The organism is Comamonas sp. w2-DMI, assembly GCF_040187735.1.
GTDB lineage: Bacteria > Pseudomonadota > Gammaproteobacteria > Burkholderiales > Burkholderiaceae_C > Comamonas > Comamonas terrae.
Window position 1 is genome coordinate 37324 of record NZ_JBANEL010000009.1, and the last position, 18785, is coordinate 56108.

Consider the following 18785-nt stretch of genomic DNA (forward strand, 5'->3'; position numbering starts at 1 on the left):
GGGCGGCCCCCATCTGGCTGTTCTATGGAACAGTTTCACGGCACCACCATTTTGAGCGTGCGCCGCCAGACTCCCGAAGGCGTACAGGTCGCCATCGGCGGTGATGGTCAGGTCACATTGGGCAACATCGTCGTCAAGGGCACGGCGCGCAAGGTGCGCAAGCTCTACCACGGCAAGGTGCTGGCCGGCTTTGCCGGCGCCACGGCCGATGCGTTCACCCTGTTCGAGCGCTTCGAGGCCAAGCTGGAAAAGCACCAGGGCCACCTGACGCGTGCGGCCATCGAACTCACCAAGGACTGGCGCACCGACCGCGTGCTGCGCCGCCTGGAAGCCATGCTGGCCGTGGCCGATGCCACGGCCTCGCTGATCATCACGGGCAACGGCGATGTGCTGGAGCCCGAGCAGGGCATCGTGGCCATCGGCTCGGGCGGTGCCTATGCGCACTCGGCGGCCAAGGCGCTGCTCAACAACACCGAGCTGTCGGCCGAGGAGGTGGTGCGCAAGTCGCTGGCGATTGCCGGCGAGCTGTGCATCTATACCAACATGAACCACACCATCGAGACGCTGTAAGCTTCTTTTAGTCCTGAATTCATAGCTGCTTTCGCTTGTCTGCAAAGCGTCAGAGGCTTATTTGATCGAGTATTTTCCATGTCGTCTGCCATGACTCCCCAGGAGATCGTCTCCGAGCTGGACAACCACATCGTCGGCCAGGGCGGCGCCAAGCGCGCCGTGGCCATCGCGCTGCGCAACCGCTGGCGCCGCCAGCAGGTGGCCGATAGCCTGCGCCAGGAAATCACGCCCAAGAACATTCTGATGATCGGCCCCACGGGCGTGGGCAAGACCGAGATCGCGCGCCGCCTGGCAAAGCTTGCCGATGCGCCCTTCATCAAGGTGGAAGCCACCAAGTTCACCGAAGTCGGCTATGTGGGCAAGGACGTGGATGCGATCATCCGCGACCTGGCCGAGGTGGCCGTCAAGCAGACGCGCGAATCCGACATGAAGAAAATGCGTGCCCGCGCCGAGGACGCGGCCGAGGAACGCATCCTCGACGTGCTGATTCCCCAGGCGCGTACCGGCGAGGTTGCGGCCGACAGCACGGCGCGCCAGGTCTTTCGCAAGAAACTGCGCGAGGGCCAGCTCGACGACAAGGAAATCGAGATCGACATCGCCGAGCAGCCGCCCCAGGTGCAGATCATGGGCCCGCAGGGCATGGAGGAGATGGCCGAGCAGCTGCGCGGCATGTTCAGCCAGCTGGGCCAGGAAAAGCGCAAGACGCGCAAGCTCAGGATTGCCGAGGCGCTGAAGCTGCTGACCGACGAGGAAGCGGCCAAGATGGTCAACGAGGAAGATGTCAGAAACCGCGCCATCGTCAATGCCGAGCAGAACGGCATCGTCTTCATCGACGAGATCGACAAGGTGGCCACGCGCCAGGAGACCAGCGGCTCCGACGTCTCGCGCCAGGGCGTGCAGCGCGACCTGCTGCCGCTGGTGGAGGGCACCAGCGTTTCCACGAAGTACGGCGTGGTCAAGACCGACCACATCCTGTTCATCGCTTCGGGTGCCTTCCATCTGTCCAAGCCCAGCGACCTGATTCCCGAGCTGCAGGGGCGCTTTCCCATTCGCGTGGAACTGGATTCCCTGTCGGTCCAGGACTTCGAGGCGATTCTGATGCAGACTCACGCCTCCCTGGTCAAGCAGTACCAGGCGCTGCTGGCTACCGAAGGCGTGACGCTGGAGTTCACGCCCGAGGGCATCACGCGGCTGGCGACGATTGCCTTCGAGGTGAACGAGCGCACCGAAAACATCGGCGCGCGCCGCCTGTCCACCGTCATGGAGCGCCTGCTCGACGAAGTCAGCTTCGACGCGGCCAAACTTGCCGGCCAGGCCGTGACGATAGACGCAGCCTATGTCGACCAGCGCCTGCAGATGCTGAGCCAGGACGAGGACCTGTCACGCTTCATCCTCTGATTCCGGCCTCTGGCCCGGACCGGACTGCCCGCCTTGGCGGGCAGTTTGCGTTTGTAGGAAAAGCGCTGCATGTCTAACCCGCCGAAGGTGAAGTGAATCGTTGCAATTGAGTCTTTCTATTGAGAGACCACATGCACAGGTTCTGCTAAGTGCTTGTGGGGGAAGGGTTTTTTTTGACGGCTGCCTGACTGCGTGGCGTCTAAGTCGTTGATTTCATTGCAAATAATTGTCCCGGCGGGTTTGGAGTCGCCTAGAATTGCTGCTACAGTGCAAAAAAGTGCAATTAAGTGGTGAAAACTGCCTTCACGATCTCGGTGGTCGAGCGTGTATGGCTCCAATCGACCGGGGTGGCTGACCGTGTTTCAAGGGGCGTCTTCGCTGAATCTCGATGGGAAGGGGCGGCTTTCTGTGCCGACCCGGCATCGTGACGCCCTCATGGCCATGGCCGAAGGCCAGGTCACCTTCACCAAACACCCCCACGGTTGCCTGATGCTGTTTCCCCGCCCCGAGTGGCTGCAGTTCCGTGAGCGCATCGCGCAGATGCCCATGAACGCCCAGTGGTGGAAGCGGATTTTTCTGGGCAATGCCATGGATGCGGAGATGGACGCGACCGGGCGTCTGCTGGTGTCCCCTGAATTGCGCGAGGCTGCAGGTCTGACCAAGGAAGTGGTGCTGCTCGGCATGGGCAACCATTTCGAGCTGTGGGACAAGGCCACTTATGAAGCACGCGAAGCGGAAGCCATGCAGCAGGAGATGCCTGCGGCTTTCCAGGATTTTGTTTTTTAGGAAGAGACGTGCCTGTGAACCAGCCGTTGCAACATATCACCGTATTGCTCGACGAAGCCGTGGACGCGCTGCTGGGCGGCGCCGGCGCGCAGCCGTCGGGGCAGTGGGTGGATGCAACCTTCGGCCGCGGAGGGCATTCCCGGCTCATATTGCAGAGGCTGGGGCCGCAAGGGCGGTTGCAGGCGTTCGACAAGGATCCGGACGCCATCGCAGAAGCGGCGCGCATCACCGATGCGCGTTTTTCGATTAGGCATGAAGGCTTTTGCCATCTGGACGAACTGCCCGAAGGCAGCGTCCAGGGCGTGCTGATGGATCTGGGCGTGAGCTCGCCTCAGATCGACAACCCGGACCGGGGCTTCAGCTTCCGTTTTGACGGTCCGCTCGATATGCGCATGGACACCACGCGCGGCCAAAGCGTGGCCGAGTGGCTGGCCGAGGCGGAGATGCAGCAGATTGCGGAGGTGATACGTGACTACGGTGAAGAACGGTTTGCTGGCCCCATTGCAAAGGCGATTGTTGCTCGGCGCGAGGCCCAGGGGCCACTTCGCACAACGGCCGAGCTGGCCGAACTCGTGGCTGGCGCGGTCAAGACCCGTGAGGCTGGGCAGAATCCGGCAACACGCACCTTCCAGGCTCTTCGGATTTTCATCAATGCCGAGCTTCAAGAGCTCGAGCAGGCGCTAGAGGCCAGCCTGCGCGTGCTGGCGCCGGGCGGGCGCCTGGTCGTGATCAGCTTCCATTCGCTGGAAGACCGCATCGTCAAGCAGTTCATCGCCAAGCACTCCAAGGAGGTCTACGACCGCCGCATGCCTTTCGCACCGCCCCAGCCCATGCGGCTGAAGGCGCTGGGCCGCATCAAGCCCGGCGAGGCCGAGGTGGCGAGCAATCCCCGCTCGCGCTCTGCCGTGATGCGTGTGGCCGAACGCACGGAGACGCCCGCATGAGGCGCCGCACGCTGATTCCCGGCAGCGAAGAGGAGGGCATGCCATGCTGCGCCTGAATCTGCTGCTGCTGCTGGCGGTCATGGCCAGCGCCATTTTCCTGGTGCACACCCAGTACGAGTCGCGCAAGCTCTTCACCGAGCTGGACCGCGCCGAGGCCCAGGCACGCCAATTGGCCACGGACCAGCAGCGCCTGCAGGTGGAAAAGCGCGCCCAGGCCACGCCGCAGCGCATCGAGACACTGGCGCGCGAGCGCCTGCAGATGAAATCGGCCACGCCTGCCATCACGCAGTATGTGCAGGACGGATCCGGCACGGCAGGAGCGGCCCGATGACGCGCAGCGTGCTCTATACCTCCAGTCCCCTGCTGGCGTCCAAGACGCCGCTGTGGCGCAGCAAGATGATCGTGGCCATGCTGGGCCTGGGCTTTCTGGGCCTGGGCGCGCGCGCGGCCTATGTGCAGGTGTTCGGCAACGACTTCTTCAAGCGCCAGGGCCTGGTGCGCTTTGCGCGCACGCTGGAGCTGCCGGCCAACCGCGGCCGCCTGCTGGACCGCAACGGTTTGATCCTGGCATCGAGCGTTCCGGCCGCCAGCATCTGGGCGATCCCGGAGGACGTGGACCACAACGACCCCGAGGTGCAGGCCAAGCTCAAGACCATGGCCCAGCTCATGGACATGCCGCTGGCCACGCTGCAGAAGAAACTGGCCGACGAGGACAAGACCTTCGTCTGGATCAAGCGCCAGCTCGACTGGGATGTGGGCCAGAAGATCCTGGCGCTCAATGTCAAGGGCATCTACAACCGCAAGGAATACAAGCGCCAGTACCCCGAAGGCGAGGCTGCGGCCCATGTCGTGGGCTTCACCAATGTGGAAGACCATGGCCAGGAGGGCATGGAGCTGGCCTTCGACAAGGAGCTGGCGGGCAAGCCCGGCTCGCGCCGCGTGATCAAGGACCGCCTGGGCCGCGTGGTCGAGGGCGTCGGCGAGGAGGTGCCGCCGCAGGACGGCCAGGACATCCAGCTGTCGATCGACAGCAAGGTCCAGTACTACGCTTTCCAGAAGCTCAAGGAGCAGGTGCTGGCCCAGAAGGCCAAGGCGGGCAGCGTGGTGGTCATGGACGCCCATACGGGCGAGCTGCTGGCGCTGGCCAACTATCCGACCTACGACCCCGGGCACCGCAAGAACCTGACCGGCGAGCAGCTGCGCAACCGCGCCATCACCGACACCTTCGAGCCCGGCTCGACCATGAAGCCCATCACCATCGCCCTGGCGCTGGAGACGGGCAAGTTCAAGCCAACGACCATCGTCGACACGACGCCGGGCCGCATCAACGTGACCGGCTCGACGATCTCGGACACCCACAACTACGGCGTGCTGACCGTGGCCGGCGTGATCCAGAAGTCAAGCAACGTGGGCACGACCAAGATCTCCCAGCAGCTGAGCGCGCAAAGCATGTGGGAGACCTACTCGGCCGTGGGCTTCGGCCAGAAGCCGCAGATTGCCTTCCCCGGCGCGGCCAGCGGCCGCCTGCGGCCCTACAAGACCTGGCGTCCCGTGGAGCAGGCCACCATGAGCTACGGCTACGGCCTGTCGGCCAGCCTGCTGCAGATGGCGCGCAGCTACACCACGTTCGCCAACGGCGGCCGCGTGATTCCGGCCACCATGCTGCGCATCAACGAGGCGCCCATCGGCGTGCCCGTGTTCTCGCCGCGCACGGCCGACGAGGTGCGCAAGATGCTGGCCATGGCCGCCGGCCCGGGCGGCACCGGCCAGAAGGCCCAGACCGTGGGCTACTCGGTGGGCGGCAAGTCCGGCACGGCGCGCAAGCAGCAGGGCAAGGGATATGCGGCCGGCAAGTACCGTGCCTGGTTCACGGGCATGGCGCCGATCGAGAACCCGCGCATCATCGTCGCCGTGATGGTGGACGAGCCCCAGCTCAGCATCTACGGCGGCACGGTGGCCGCGCCCGTGTTCAGCGATGTGGTGCAGCAGACGCTGCGCCTGATGGGCGTGCAGCCCGATATGGAAGTCAAGCCGCTGATCGTGGCTAACCCGGTGGAGGAGCCGGCCCTATGAATGCCACATCCCCGAATTCCGGCGCTGGCGTGCACCTGCTGGCCTCGGTGGACGAAGCCGTGCAATGGCTGCGCAGCCAGGTGGCGGGCAGCCTGCAGACCGACAGCCGCAAGGTGGGCGCAGGCGATGCCTTCATCGCCTGGCCGGGCGCGGCCGCCGACGGCCGCGCCTACGTGGGCCAGGCCCTGGAACAGGGCGCGGCCGCCGTGCTCGTGGAGGCCGACGGCCTGGAGGCGTTCGCGCTGCAGGGCGAGCGCATTGCCGCGCTGGAGGGCCTCAAGGCCGCCACCGGCCTGATCGCCGACCAGTGGTTTGCCCATCCCAGCGGCGAGATCGAGGTGCTGGCCGTGACCGGCACCAACGGCAAGACCACCACGGCCTGGTGGCTTGCGCATGCGCTATCGAAAGTGAAGCTGCAGGCGCGCGCAGGCGCTGCGCTGGTGGGTACTTTGGGTGTTGGCGTACCGCCCCATCTGGAATACACGGGCCTGACCACGCCCGACCCCGTACGGCTGCAGCGCGCCTTCCGCGAATATGCGGATGCGGGTCTGGCCGCCTGCGCCATCGAAGCCTCGTCCATCGGCATCGTCGAGCACCGCCTGGACGGCACGCGCATCCGCGTGGCGCTGTTTACCAATTTCACCCAGGACCACCTGGACTACCACGGCAGCATGGACGCCTACTGGCGGGCCAAGGCCGCGCTGTTCGACTGGCCCGGCCTGCAGGCCGCCGTGGTCAATGTGGACGATGCCCACGGCGCCCGGCTCTGGGCCGGTCTGCAGGGCCGGCCACTCGATCTGTGGAGCGTTTCCCTCCAGGGCCCGGCGCGCCTGCAGGCCCGGGACATCCGCCTGGAAGAACAAGGCCTGGCCTTCACCGTGGTGGAAGCCGGCGCGACTGCAGAGCACAGCCTGCGCATGAACACGCGCCTCGTGGGCCAGTACAACGTATCCAATCTGCTGGGCGTGCTCGCGGCCCTGCGCAGCCTGGGGCTGAGCCTGCAGGAGGCCGCAGCCGCCTGCGCGCACCTGGAACCCGTGCCCGGCCGCATGCAGCAGATTGCCCGGAGCGGGCAGCCGCTGGTGGCGGTGGACTATGCCCATACTCCCGATGCGCTGGAGAAGGCGCTGCAGGCGCTGCAGCCTGCGGCCCGCCAGCGCGGCGGCAAGCTGTGGTGCGTGTTCGGCTGCGGTGGCGACCGCGACAACACCAAGCGCCCGCTCATGGGGCAGGCCGCCCAGACCTATGCCGACTGCGTGCTCGTCACCAGTGACAACCCGCGCAGCGAAGTGCCCGAACGCATCATCGACCAGATCCTGGCCGGCATGCGTGCAGGTGAAAACCTCCATGTCCAGGCCGACCGCGCGGCGGCCATTGCCGAGGCCCTGGCCCGCGCCGATGCGCGCGACGTGGTGCTGATCGCCGGCAAGGGACATGAGGACTACCAGGAGACGAAGGGCGTGCGCCATCCGTTCTCCGACATGGCCGAGGCGCACAAGGCGCTGGCGGCCCGCGAAGGAAAGAAACGGTCATGATGACCTTGGAAAAAGCGCTGGAGCTGCTCCAGGCGCATATCCCCCAGGCCCGCCTGATTGGCGATGGCCGGACCCTGCTGGCGCGCGTGCATACCGACACGCGCACGCTGCAGGCCGGGGACTTGTTCGTAGCCCTCAAGGGCGAGCGTTTCGACGCCCATGATTTCCTGCCCCAGGCCAAGGCCGCGGGGGCCGTGGCCGCACTGGCATCGCACGGCCTGGCCGAGGCCGGCCTGTCCGGCATCGAGGTGCCCGACACCCTGGCGGCCCTCGGGGCACTGGCGCGTGCCTGGCGCGGCCAGTTCGATGTGCCGCTGATCGCGGTGACCGGCAGCAACGGCAAGACCACGGTCACGCAGATGATTGCCTCCATCCTGCGGGCGCATGTCGGCGGAGCGGGCAACGCGGCGCTGGCCACGCGCGGCAACTTCAACAATTCCATCGGCATGCCGCTCAATCTGCTGCGCATGACGGCCGGGCATCGCATCGCCGTGCTGGAGATGGGCATGAACCATCCTGGCGAGATTGCCGAACTGGCCGCCATCGGCCAGCCCACGGTGGCTCTGGTCAACAACGCCCAGCGCGAGCACCAGGAATTCATGCACACGGTGGAAGCCGTGGCGCGCGAGAACGGCTCGGTCCTCTCCTTCCTGCCGGCCGATGGCGTGGCCGTCTTCCCTGCGGGTGACACCTATACCGCGCTGTGGGCCGGGCTGGCCGCCGGCCGCTCCTGCCTGATGTTCGGAGACGCCGAGGACGGCGCCCAGGTGTTCGCTTTGGACGTGGCCTGGCGCGAGGGCGCCTGGGCCATGCAGCTCCATACGCCGCAAGGCCAGGCTCCGGTGCAGCTGCACATCGCCGGCCGCCACAACGTGCGCAACGCGCTGGCCGCTGCGGCCTGCGCCCATGCGGCCGGCGTGCCGCTGGCCGCCATTGCGCAGGGGCTGTCGGGTTTCGAGCCGGTCACCGGCCGCTCGCGCGCGCTGGCGGTGTCCGTCCAGGGGCGCCCGGTCACCGTGGTGGACGACACCTACAACGCCAACCCCGATTCGGTGGCCGCGGCCATCGAGGTGCTGCGCGAGCTGCCCGCGCCCCAGCTGCTGGTGCTGGGCGATATGGGCGAGGTGGGCGACAACGGCCCGCAATTCCATGCCGAGGCCGGTGCGCTGGCACGGCAGCAAGGCATTCCCCGCTTCTTTGCGCTGGGCGCGCAAAGCGCATATGCCACCGCGGCCTTCAACAGCGGGCAGGGTGGCGAAGCTCGGCATTTCGATAGCATGCAGGCCCTTGTGCAGGCCGTATGCGCAGTGCTGCCCGAAGTGGGCAGCGTGTTGGTCAAAGGTTCTCGGTTCATGAAGATGGAGCAAGTGGTGCAGGCCATTGAAGCCTGCGCGGACAAGGGGCAGCGCGCCTGCGGGGAGGCCGCATGCTGCTGATGCTCTCCCAGTGGCTGCAAGGCCTGTCGCCCGATTTCGGTTTTCTGCGCGTCTTCCAGTACCTGACGCTGCGCGCGGTGCTGGCGGCCGTCACGGCCCTGCTGATCGGCCTGTTCATCGGCCCCAGGGCCATCCGCATGCTCACCGCGCTCAAGATCGGCCAGCCCGTGCGCGGCTATGCCATGGAAACGCACCTGGTCAAGAGCGGCACGCCCACCATGGGCGGCGTGCTGATCCTGTTCTCCATCGCCGTGTCCACGCTGCTGTGGTTTGACCTGTCCAACCGCTTCGTCTGGATCGTGCTGCTGGTCACGCTGGGCTTTGGCGCCATCGGCTGGGTGGACGACTGGCGCAAGGTGGTCAACAAGGACCCCGAAGGCATGCGCTCGGGCGAGAAGTATTTCTGGCAGTCCGCGATCGGCCTGCTGGCCGCGCTGTACCTGGTGTTCTGCGTGTCGGAGAACACCAACGCACAGGTGTTCGAGCTGTTCGTGTCCTGGGTTCAGTCGGGCTTCTCCATGGACCTGCCGCCCAAGGCCGGCCTGCTCGTGCCCTTCTTCAAGGAAGTCAGCTATCCGCTGGGAGTGTTCGGCTTCGTGATCATGACCTACCTGGTCATCGTGGGCGCCAGCAACGCTGTGAACCTGACCGACGGCCTGGACGGCCTGGCCATCATGCCGGTGATCCTGGTCGGCTCCACGCTGGGCATCTTCGCCTATGTGACCGGCAATGCCGGCTACGCCAAGTACCTGCTGTTTCCGCATATCCCGGGCTCGGGCGAGCTGATGGTCTTCTGCGGCGCCATGGGCGGCGCGGGCCTGGCCTTTCTCTGGTTCAACGCCCATCCGGCCCAGGTCTTCATGGGCGACGTGGGCGCGCTGGCCCTGGGCGCGGCCCTGGGCACGATTGCCGTGATCGTGCGCCAGGAAATCGTGCTGGCCATCATGGGCGGCATCTTCGTGGTCGAGGCCCTGTCCGTCATGCTGCAGGTGAGCTGGTTCAAGTACACCAAGAAGCGCTACGGCGAAGGCCGGCGCCTGCTGAAGATGGCGCCGCTGCACCATCACTTCGAAAAGAGTGGCTGGAAGGAAACCCAGGTCGTGGTCCGCTTCTGGATCATCACCATGCTGCTGTGCCTGCTGGGTCTGTCGACCCTGAAGCTGAGGTGAACGCCATGCAGGAAGACGACCTCCAGCTCGACATGCAAGCACCGCAAGCAATGCCCGAACAGGCTGTTGCAGCCGATACGCCTGCTATCGGTGCCGAAGCTGCTGGCGCTGATATAACCGGCGTTTCGGCATTGAATGGGGTGCAAGTGCTCGATATGACTGCGCAAGACGCTTCTGAAACAGGAGCTGACGCGGTGGCTGCCCCTGCCGAGGTCCAGACCCTGGCCCGTACCCTGGGCGAAGAGCCGGTTCCCGACATCTCCACGCTGACGGCGGCCCGCGATGCGGCCGCCTTCGTGGCGCAGATCTTTGCCGATCCCGGCGTGTCCGATGCCGCGGACAGCGAGGTCACGGCCGTGGCGGCCGAGCAGGCGCCGGTGCAAGAGGCGCCGCAGCTGCCGCCCGTGCCCGTGCAGTGGCCGCAAGGTGCCGAGCAGCATCTGCAGGGGCAGCGCGTGCTGATCCTGGGGCTGGGCATTTCCGGCATCGCCATGGCCCGCTGGTGCGTGCGTGCCGGCGCCGAGGTCACGGTGGCCGACACGCGCCAGGCGCCTCCGCACCTGACCACGCTGCAGGCCGAGCTGCCCGGCGTGCGCTTTGTGGCAGGCGCGTTCACCGCCGCGCTGGTCGACGGCCAGAGCCTGAGTTCCGTCTACCGCTCGCCGGGCCTGAGCCCCGACACCGTGGCACCGGTGTTCCAGGCGGCGCGCGCCATCGGCCTGCCCGTGGGCGGCGAGCTCGACCTGTTCGCCCAGGCGCTCAAGGGAATGAAGGAGGCCCATGGCTACCAGCCCGCCGTGCTGGGCATCACCGGCACCAACGGCAAGACCACGGTGACCTCGCTGACCGGCCAGCTGCTCGAGCATGCGGGCCTGGCGGTGGGCGTGGCCGGCAACATCGGCCCCACGCTGCTCGACACGCTGAGCCAGCGCATCGACGCCGAAACCCTGCCCCAGGCCTGGGTGCTGGAGCTGTCCAGCTTCCAGCTCGACGGCGTGCAGGGCTTCGAGCCCACGGCCGCGGCCGTGCTCAACATCACCCAGGACCACCTGGACTGGCACGGCAGCCTGCAGGCCTATGCCGATGCCAAGGCGCGCATCTTCGGCCAGAGCGGCCTGATGGTGCTCAACCGCGAAGACCCCATGGTCATGGCCATGCTGCCCGCGCCCGAGCCTCTGCCCGGCAAGCGCGGCAAGACCTTCCAGCGGCCCTATGTAACTTTCGGCGGCGACATGCCGCGCCGGCCCGGCGATTTCGGCATCGAGGTCGTCAACGGCATGACCTGGCTGGTGCGCGCCCATGAGGCCGACGAGACCACCAGGGGCAAGAGCGCTGACGATCTGCACATCCAGCGCCTGATGCCGGCCGATGCGCTACGCATCCGCGGCCGCCACAATGCCATCAACGCGCTGTCGGCGCTGGCCCTGGCCACGGCGGCCGGCTGCACGCTGGCGCCGCTGCTCTACGGCCTGCGCGAATACCGGGGCGAGCCGCACCGCGTGCAGCCCATCGGCCGCGTGAACGAGGTCGAATACTTCGACGACAGCAAGGGCACCAACGTGGGCGCCACCGTGGCCGCGCTGACCGGCCTGGGCGCCGACCATCGCATCGTGGTGATCCTGGGCGGCCTGGGCAAGGGCCAGGACTTCACGCCGCTGGCCGCGCCCGTGGCCCGCTATGTGCGTGCCGCCGTGCTGATCGGCCAGGATGGCCCGCGGATCCGGGAGGCGCTGTCCGGTTGCGGCGTGCAGCTGCAGGACGCCTCGACCATGCAGGATGCCGTGGCCCAGGCCGCCGGCCTGGCCCATGCGGGCGATGCCGTGCTGCTGTCGCCCGCCTGCGCCAGCATGGATATGTTCAAGGACTATGCGGACCGCGCCGAACAGTTCATGCAGGCGGTGCGCGCGCTGGCGCTGGACGCCGGCCAGGAACTGGAGGAGGGCGCATGACTGCCGCATTCCTGACCGGTGTTTCCTCCCGCGTGCGCTCGTGGTTCCAAAGCGGTGGCGACCGTCCCATCGACGTGCTGCCCGTGCGCGTGGGCGGGCCGCAGTACCACCGACCCACACAGACCCCGGCCAGCGTGCTGGGGCTGGACCAGGCCTTGATCTGGGTGGTGATCGGCCTGCTGTCCTGGAGCCTGGTCATGGTGTATTCGGCATCGATCGCGATGCCGGACAACCCGCGTTTCGGCAAGATCGAGCCCTATCACTTCCTGCTGCGCCACGCCATGTCCATCGGCATGGCCTTCGTGGCCGCGCTGCTGGCCTTCCAGGTGCCCATGGCCGCCTGGGAGAAAGTGGCGCGCAAGCTGTTCATCGTCTCCATCGTGCTGCTGGTGGCGGTGCTGATCCCCCACGTGGGCACGGTGGTCAACGGCGCGCGGCGCTGGCTGTCGCTGGGCATCATGAACTTCCAGCCTTCGGAGCTGGCCAAGTTCTCGGTGCTGATCTACGCGGCCGACTACATGGTGCGCAAGATGGAGGTCAAGGAGCGGTTCTTCCGCGCCGTGCTGCCCATGGCCGTGGCCGTGGTGCTGGTCGGCGTGCTGCTGCTGGCCGAGCCCGACATGGGCGCCTTCATGGTGATCGTGGTGATCTCCATGGGCATTCTGTTCCTGGGCGGCGTGAACGCGCGCATGTTCTTCCTGATCGCCTTCGTGGTGGTGCTGGCCTTCGTGGGCATCATCGCCACCTCCGAATGGCGCCGCGAGCGCATCTTCGCCTACCTCGACCCCTGGGACGAGAAGCACGCGCTGGGCAAGGGCTACCAGCTCTCGCACGCGCTAATCGCCATCGGCCGCGGCGAGATCTTCGGCGTGGGCCTGGGCCGCAGCGTGGAAAAGCTGCACTGGCTGCCCGAAGCCCATACCGACTTTCTGATGGCCGTGATCGGCGAGGAGTTCGGCCTCGTGGGCGTGCTGCTGATCGCCGTGGTCTTCCTGTGGCTGACCCGCCGCATCATGCTGATCGGCCGCCGCGCCATTGCACTGGACCGGGTGTTCTCCGGGCTGGTGGCCGAAGGCGTGGCGATCTGGATGGGTTTCCAGGCCTTCATCAACATGGGTGTGAACCTGGGCGCGCTGCCCACCAAGGGCCTGACCCTGCCGCTGATGAGTTTCGGCGGCTCGGCGATTTTGATGAACCTGATAGCGGTGGCCGTGGTGCTCAGAGTGGATTACGAGAACAAGCTGCTGATGAAGGGAGGCCACGCATGAGCCTGCCCATCCGGCCAACAAGGCAACGCACGGCCCTCATCATGGCCGGCGGCACCGGCGGCCATATCTTCCCCGGTCTGGCCGTGGCGCAGGAGCTGCGCGCGCGCGGCTGGACCGTGCACTGGCTGGGCACGCCGGGCTCCATGGAGTCGCGCATCGTGCCGCCCCAGGGCTTTGCGTTCGAGACCATCGACTTCGGCGGCGTGCGCGGCAAGGGGATCAAGACCCTGCTGATGCTGCCGGGCCGCCTGCTCAAGGCCTTCTTGCAGGCGCGCGCCGTGATGCGCCGCGTGCAGCCCGATGTGGTGGTGGGCCTGGGCGGCTACATCACCGTTCCGGGCGGGCTGATGGCGGCGCTGGCCGGCAGGCCCGTGGTGCTGCACGAGCAGAACTCCGTGGCCGGCATGGCCAACAAGGTGGTGGCCGCCGTGGCCCGGCGCGTGTACACGGCCTTCCCCGATGTGCTTGCCAAGGGCCAGTGGGTGGGCAACCCGCTGCGCCGCGCCTTCACCGAGCAGCCCGCGCCGGCCGAGCGCTTTGCCGGCCGCAGCGGGCCGCTCAAGCTGCTGGTCGTGGGCGGCAGCCTGGGCGCCCGGGCGCTCAACGAGATCGTGCCCCGGGCCCTGGCCCTGATTCCCGAGGCGCAGCGTCCGCAGGTCCTGCACCAGAGCGGCGCGGCCCAGATCGACGCCCTGCGCGCCAACTACGCCGCTGCCGGCGTGCAGGCCGAGCTCACGCCTTTCATCGAGGACACGGCGCGCGCCTTCGCCGATGCCGATGTCATCGTCTGCCGCGCAGGCGCGAGCACGGTGACCGAGATCGCCGCCGTGGGCGCCGCCGCCATCTATGTACCGTTTCCGTCCGCCGTGGACGACCACCAGACCTCCAATGCGCGCTTCCTGGTGGACGCCGGCGGTGGATGGTTAATGCCACAAAGCACTCTGAGCGCCCAAGGGTTGGCCGAAATGCTACAAAATATGCAGCGTGCGACGCTGCTGGAGCGCGCTGAACTAGCGAAGAAAATGCAAAAGATCGATGCCACCGAGAAGGTGGTCGCCGCCTGTGAGGAGTTGGCCGCATGAAACATGCCATCCATCACATCCACTTTGTCGGTATTGGCGGCGCCGGCATGAGCGGCATTGCCGAAGTGCTGCACAACCTGGGCTACCAGATCTCGGGCTCGGACCTGGCCGACAGCGCCACGCTACGCCGCCTCGCGAGCCTGGGCATCGCCACCCATGTGGGCCATGCAGCAGCCAATATTGCGGGCGCCGAAGCCGTGGTGACCTCCACGGCCGTGCAGGGCGACAACCCCGAGGTGATCGCCGCCCGCGAAAAGAAGATTCCCGTCGTGCCGCGCGCGCTGATGCTGGCCGAACTGATGCGCTTCAAGCAGGGCATCGCGATCGCCGGCGCGCACGGCAAGACCACGACCACCAGCCTGGTGACCAGCGTGCTGGCCGAGGCCGGGCTCGACCCGACCTTCGTGATCGGCGGCAAGCTCAACAGCGCCGGCGCCAACGCCAAGCTCGGCCAGGGCGATTACATCGTGGTCGAGGCCGACGAGTCGGATGCCTCGTTCCTGAACCTGCTGCCCATCATGGCCGTGGTCACGAACATCGACGCCGACCACATGGAAACCTACGGCCACGATTTCGGCCGGCTCAAGGGCGCGTTCGTCGATTTCCTGCACCGCATGCCGTTCTACGGCCGCGCCATCCTGTGCATCGACAGCCCGGCCGTGCGCGAGATCCTGCCCCAGCTGGCCCGGCCCGTGACCACCTACGGCTTTGCCGAGGATGCCCAGGTGCGCGCCCTCAACGTGCGCGCCGAAGCCGGCCGCATGTGCTTTACCGTGCGCCGCAGCAACGGCCAGAGCTACCCCGACCTGGAGGTGGTGCTGAGCCTGCCCGGCGAGCACAACGTGCTCAATGCGCTGTCGGCCGTGGCCGTGGCCATGGAGCTGGAAATCCCCGACGAAGCCTTGCTGCGCGCCCTCGAAGGCTTCAAGGGCGTGGGCCGGCGCTTCCAGCGCTATGGCGAGCTGCCCGCGGCCGACGGCGGCCAGTTCACCGTCATCGACGACTACGGCCACCACCCGGTGGAGATGGCTGCCACGCTGGCCGCCGCGCGCGGCGCCTTCCCGGGGCAGCGCCTGGTGCTGGCCTTCCAGCCCCACCGCTACAGCCGCACGCGCGACTGCTTCGAGGATTTCGTGAAGGTCATCGGCAGCGCCGATTCGGTGCTGCTCACCGAGGTCTACGCGGCCGGCGAGGCGCCCATCGTGGCGGCCGACGGCCGCTCGCTGGCGCGCGCACTGCGCGTGGCCGGCAAGGTGGAGCCGGTCTTCGTGGAAAACATTGCCGATCTGCCCGCGGCGATCGCGACGAATGCGCAAGGCGGCGACGTGCTGCTGTGCATGGGCGCGGGCTCCATCGGCGCGGTACCGGCAAAGCTGGTCGAGATGCTTCAGAAACAAGAGCTGGATGCGCACAAGGAGAGCGCGCAATGAGCATGAATGACACAGATTTCGGCCGCAACGTGGATGTGCAGGCCATGGGCAAGGTGGCCGTGCTCATGGGCGGCCGCTCGTCCGAGCGCGAGGTTTCGCTGATGTCGGGCCGCGGCGTGCTGGCCGCGCTGCAATCCAGGGGCGTCAACGCCCACGCCTTCGATCCCGCGGAGCAGGGGCTGGACCAGCTCAAGGTGCAGGGTTTCGATCGCTGCTTCATTGCGCTGCACGGGCGCTACGGCGAGGACGGCACGGTGCAGGGCGCGCTGGAGCTGCTGGGCATTCCCTACACGGGCTCCGGCGTGATGGCATCGAGCATTGCCATGGACAAGATCATGACCAAGCGCATCTGGCGCTTCGAGGGCCTGCCCACGCCCGACTGGCGCCTGGTCGCCAGCGCCGAGGAAACGCGCGCCGCCCTGGCAGTACTGGGCGCGCCCATGATCGTCAAGCCCGCGCGCGACGGCTCCAGCATCGGCCTGACCAAGGTGACGACCGCCGAGGAGTGCGCCAGGGCCTACGAACTGGCCGCCAGGTATGACGACGAAGTGCTGTGCGAGGAGTTCATCGCCGGCGACGAGACCACCTGCCCTGTGCTGGGCGCCGAAGCCGGCGCCCATGCGCTGCCGGTGATCCGCATCGTGGCGCCCGAAGGCAACTACGACTACCAGAACAAATACTTCACCGACACCACGCAGTATCACTGCCCGAGCGGACTGCCCGAGGCAGAGGAGGCGGAAATCCGGCGCATCGTGGTCAAGGCTTACCGCACGCTGGGCTGCCGCGGCTGGGCGCGCGCCGACATCATGATCCGCGCCAGCGACCGCAAGCCATTCCTGCTGGAGATCAACACTTCGCCCGGCATGACGGGCCATTCGCTGGTGCCCATGGCGGCGCGGGCCTCCGGCGTGAGCTACGAGGACCTGTGCCTGGGGCTGCTGGGCAGCGCCATGCTGGACGGGGTGGCCGGAGACCAGGAGCACGCATGAACCGCATGTCCGCAGTCCCCTTCGACGTCAGGCTCATGAACATCACCGCCACGGTGCTGTTCATGGGGTGCCTGGCTGCGGGCGTGGCGGCTGTGGGCTGGTGGCTGATGCGGTATCCGGCCTTCAACATCGGCCGCATCGTGGTCGAGGGCGAGCTGGTGCACAACAACGCCGTGACGCTGCGCGCCAATGTGGCGCCGGTGCTCAAGGGCAACTTCTTCACGGTCAACCTCAAGGCCGCGCAGGAGGCCTTCGAGCAGGTGCCCTGGGTGCGCGAGGCCCAGGTGCGCCGCGAGTATCCCAACAGCCTGCGCGTGCTGCTCAAGGAGCATGTGGCCGAGGCCTTCTGGGGCCCGGACACCGGCACCGGCCTGGTGGACAACACGGGCAAGGTCTTCGAGGCCAACCTGGGCGAGCTCGACCGCGACGGCCTGCCTCGCCTGCAGGGGCCCGAGGGTTCGGCGCCGCGCATGCTGCAGATGTACCGCCTGCTCGCTCCGGCGCTGCAGCCGCTGGACGTGACGCTGGACGGGCTGGTGCTGGATGCGCGGGGCAGCTGGCAGCTGCGGCTGGACAACGATGCCGTGATCGAGGCCGGCGGCGGCGGCACCGAGGATGTTTTGCAGCGTGTGCAGCGCTTCGTGCGCACGCTGCCGCAAATCACTTCGCAATACAAGCGCACGGCCGAAGCCTTGGAGTCGGCCGACCTGCGCTACGACGATGGCTATGCCCTGCGTCTGAAGGGCGTGACCACGGGTTCTGCAACGGCCGCGGGTGCGCGGCCCAGGCGCTAGCGGCGCGCACAGGGGACCCGAATGCAAGGCATACACAAGGACAAGAGAAAACCTACCGGGGGCGGATGCTGATATGGCAAGAGAATACAAGGATGTGATCGTCGGACTGGACATCGGCACGGCCAAGGTCATGGCGGTGGTGGCCGAGGTCATGTACAACGGCGAACTCAAGCTGGCGGGGCTGGGCGTGGCTCCGAGCAGCGGGCTCAAGCGCGGCGTGGTCGTCAATATCGACGCCACCGTGCAGAGCATCCAGCAGGCCTTGAAGGAGGCCGAGCTGATGGCCGACTGCAAGATCCAGCGCGTATGCACGGGCATCACGGGCAGCCATATCCGCGGCCTCAACTCCAGCGGCATGGTGGCCATCAAGGACAAGGAAGTCTCGGCCACCGACGTGGCGCGCGTGATGGAGACGGCCAAGGCCATCAACATCTCCTCGGACCAGCGCCTGCTGCTGGTCGAGCCCCAGGAGTTCGTGATCGACGGCCAGGAAGTGCGCGAGCCCATCGGCATGAGCGGCATCCGCCTCGAGGCCAAGATCCACATCGTGACCGGCGCGCAGAGCGCGGCCGAGAACATCATCAAGTGCGTGCGCCGCTGCGGCCTGGAAGTCGAGCAGCTGCTGCTCAACCCGCTGGCGGCGGCCCAGGCCGTGCTCACCGACGACGAGCGCGAGCTCGGCGTGGCCGTGGTGGACATCGGCGCGGGTGCCACGGACGTGGCCATCTTCACGGGCGGCGCGATCCGCCACACGGCCGTGATCCCGATCGCCGGCGACCTGATCACCAGCGACATCGCCATGGCCCTGCGCACTCCCACCAAGGATGCCGAGGACATCAAGGTCGAGAGCGGCTATGCCAAGCAGCTGCTGGCCGATCCCGATGCCCAGGTCGAAGTGCCGGGACTGGGCGACCGCAGCCCGCGCATGATCAGCAAGCAGGCGCTGGCCGGCGTGATCGAGCCCCGCGTGGAGGAGATCTTCTCGCTGGTGCAGCAGGTGATCCGCGAGTCCGGCTACGAAGAGGTGCTCTCTTCGGGCGTGGTGCTCACGGGCGGCAGCGCCGTCATGCCCGGAATGATCGAACTGGGCGAGGACATCTTCCTCAAGCCCGTTCGCCGCGGCATTCCCAAGTATTCGAGCGCGCTGGCCGACATGGTCGCCCAGCCGCGTGCCGCCACCGTGATGGGCCTGCTCGAGGAAGCGCGCCTGGCACGGCTGCGCGGCTTCAAGGTGGCCCAGAAGAGCGGTTCCATGAAGACCGCCTTCGGCCGTTTCAAGGACTTCATCGTGGGGAACTTCTGACATGGACAGCCATCGCTTGTACATCACGGGCCCGCCCCCGACGCGTTTCTTCGGTTACC

The 18785-nt window shown here is 67.1% G+C and carries 16 protein-coding genes; all 16 read left to right on the forward strand.

Features of this window, described 5'->3' with window-relative positions; all coding sequences use genetic code 11:
- Positions 1 to 24: 24 nt before the first annotated feature.
- On the forward strand, positions 25 to 570 hold the full coding sequence (gene hslV / locus V8Z74_RS11375; RefSeq protein ID WP_066482812.1) for an ATP-dependent protease subunit HslV: 546 nt from the start codon (positions 25 to 27) through the stop codon (positions 568 to 570).
- 78 nt (positions 571 to 648) lie between these two features.
- Entirely contained in the window at positions 649 to 1968 is a 1320-nt protein-coding gene (gene hslU / locus V8Z74_RS11380; protein WP_349709345.1) for an ATP-dependent protease ATPase subunit HslU, read from the forward strand.
- Positions 1969 to 2325: 357 nt separating this feature from the next.
- On the forward strand, positions 2326 to 2754 hold the full coding sequence (gene mraZ / locus V8Z74_RS11385) for a division/cell wall cluster transcriptional repressor MraZ (protein ID WP_066482805.1): 429 nt from the start codon (positions 2326 to 2328) through the stop codon (positions 2752 to 2754).
- Between the two features lie 14 nt (positions 2755 to 2768).
- Entirely contained in the window at positions 2769 to 3698 is a 930-nt protein-coding gene (gene rsmH / locus V8Z74_RS11390; protein ID WP_066482800.1) for a 16S rRNA (cytosine(1402)-N(4))-methyltransferase RsmH, read from the forward strand.
- A gap of 43 nt (positions 3699 to 3741) precedes the next feature.
- Positions 3742 to 4029 (forward strand): cell division protein FtsL, encoded by a 288-nt coding sequence (ftsL, locus tag V8Z74_RS11395; protein ID WP_066482787.1) that lies wholly within the window; start codon positions 3742 to 3744, stop codon positions 4027 to 4029.
- Positions 4026 to 5771 carry a peptidoglycan D,D-transpeptidase FtsI family protein gene (locus V8Z74_RS11400; RefSeq protein ID WP_066482784.1) on the forward strand — a complete coding sequence of 582 codons (1746 nt, stop codon included), beginning with the start codon at positions 4026 to 4028 and terminating at the stop codon, positions 5769 to 5771. Before ftsL ends, V8Z74_RS11400 begins: the two co-directional genes overlap by 4 nt.
- Positions 5768 to 7306, forward strand: a complete 1539-nt coding sequence (locus V8Z74_RS11405) for a UDP-N-acetylmuramoyl-L-alanyl-D-glutamate--2,6-diaminopimelate ligase (protein WP_349709346.1) — start codon at positions 5768 to 5770, stop codon at positions 7304 to 7306. The genes V8Z74_RS11400 and V8Z74_RS11405 overlap by 4 nt, the downstream gene beginning before the upstream one ends.
- On the forward strand, positions 7303 to 8742 hold the full coding sequence (locus tag V8Z74_RS11410) for a UDP-N-acetylmuramoyl-tripeptide--D-alanyl-D-alanine ligase (protein WP_349709347.1): 1440 nt from the start codon (positions 7303 to 7305) through the stop codon (positions 8740 to 8742). The genes V8Z74_RS11405 and V8Z74_RS11410 overlap by 4 nt, the downstream gene beginning before the upstream one ends.
- The gene (mraY, locus tag V8Z74_RS11415; protein WP_066482757.1) at positions 8733 to 9911 is read left to right on the forward strand and encodes a phospho-N-acetylmuramoyl-pentapeptide-transferase; all 1179 of its coding nucleotides are present in this window, start codon (positions 8733 to 8735) and stop codon (positions 9909 to 9911) included. The genes V8Z74_RS11410 and mraY overlap by 10 nt, the downstream gene beginning before the upstream one ends.
- A gap of 32 nt (positions 9912 to 9943) precedes the next feature.
- The gene (gene murD / locus V8Z74_RS11420; protein WP_502879519.1) at positions 9944 to 11860 is read left to right on the forward strand and encodes a UDP-N-acetylmuramoyl-L-alanine--D-glutamate ligase; all 1917 of its coding nucleotides are present in this window, start codon (positions 9944 to 9946) and stop codon (positions 11858 to 11860) included.
- A complete protein-coding gene (gene ftsW, locus V8Z74_RS11425) occupies positions 11857 to 13128 on the forward strand; it encodes a putative lipid II flippase FtsW (RefSeq protein ID WP_349709350.1) in 1272 nt (423 codons plus the stop codon). The genes murD and ftsW overlap by 4 nt, the downstream gene beginning before the upstream one ends.
- Positions 13125 to 14210 carry an undecaprenyldiphospho-muramoylpentapeptide beta-N-acetylglucosaminyltransferase gene (murG, locus tag V8Z74_RS11430; RefSeq protein ID WP_349709352.1) on the forward strand — a complete coding sequence of 362 codons (1086 nt, stop codon included), beginning with the start codon at positions 13125 to 13127 and terminating at the stop codon, positions 14208 to 14210. The genes ftsW and murG overlap by 4 nt, the downstream gene beginning before the upstream one ends.
- Entirely contained in the window at positions 14207 to 15640 is a 1434-nt protein-coding gene (murC, locus tag V8Z74_RS11435) for a UDP-N-acetylmuramate--L-alanine ligase (protein ID WP_066482733.1), read from the forward strand. Before murG ends, murC begins: the two co-directional genes overlap by 4 nt.
- A 2-nt stretch (positions 15641 to 15642) precedes the next feature.
- The gene (locus tag V8Z74_RS11440) at positions 15643 to 16629 is read left to right on the forward strand and encodes a D-alanine--D-alanine ligase (protein ID WP_502879513.1); all 987 of its coding nucleotides are present in this window, start codon (positions 15643 to 15645) and stop codon (positions 16627 to 16629) included.
- Positions 16626 to 17423 carry a cell division protein FtsQ/DivIB gene (locus tag V8Z74_RS11445; RefSeq protein ID WP_066482724.1) on the forward strand — a complete coding sequence of 266 codons (798 nt, stop codon included), beginning with the start codon at positions 16626 to 16628 and terminating at the stop codon, positions 17421 to 17423. Before V8Z74_RS11440 ends, V8Z74_RS11445 begins: the two co-directional genes overlap by 4 nt.
- Before the next feature lie 73 nt (positions 17424 to 17496).
- Positions 17497 to 18726 carry a cell division protein FtsA gene (gene ftsA / locus V8Z74_RS11450; protein WP_066482717.1) on the forward strand — a complete coding sequence of 410 codons (1230 nt, stop codon included), beginning with the start codon at positions 17497 to 17499 and terminating at the stop codon, positions 18724 to 18726.
- Positions 18727 to 18785: the final 59 nt, after the last annotated feature.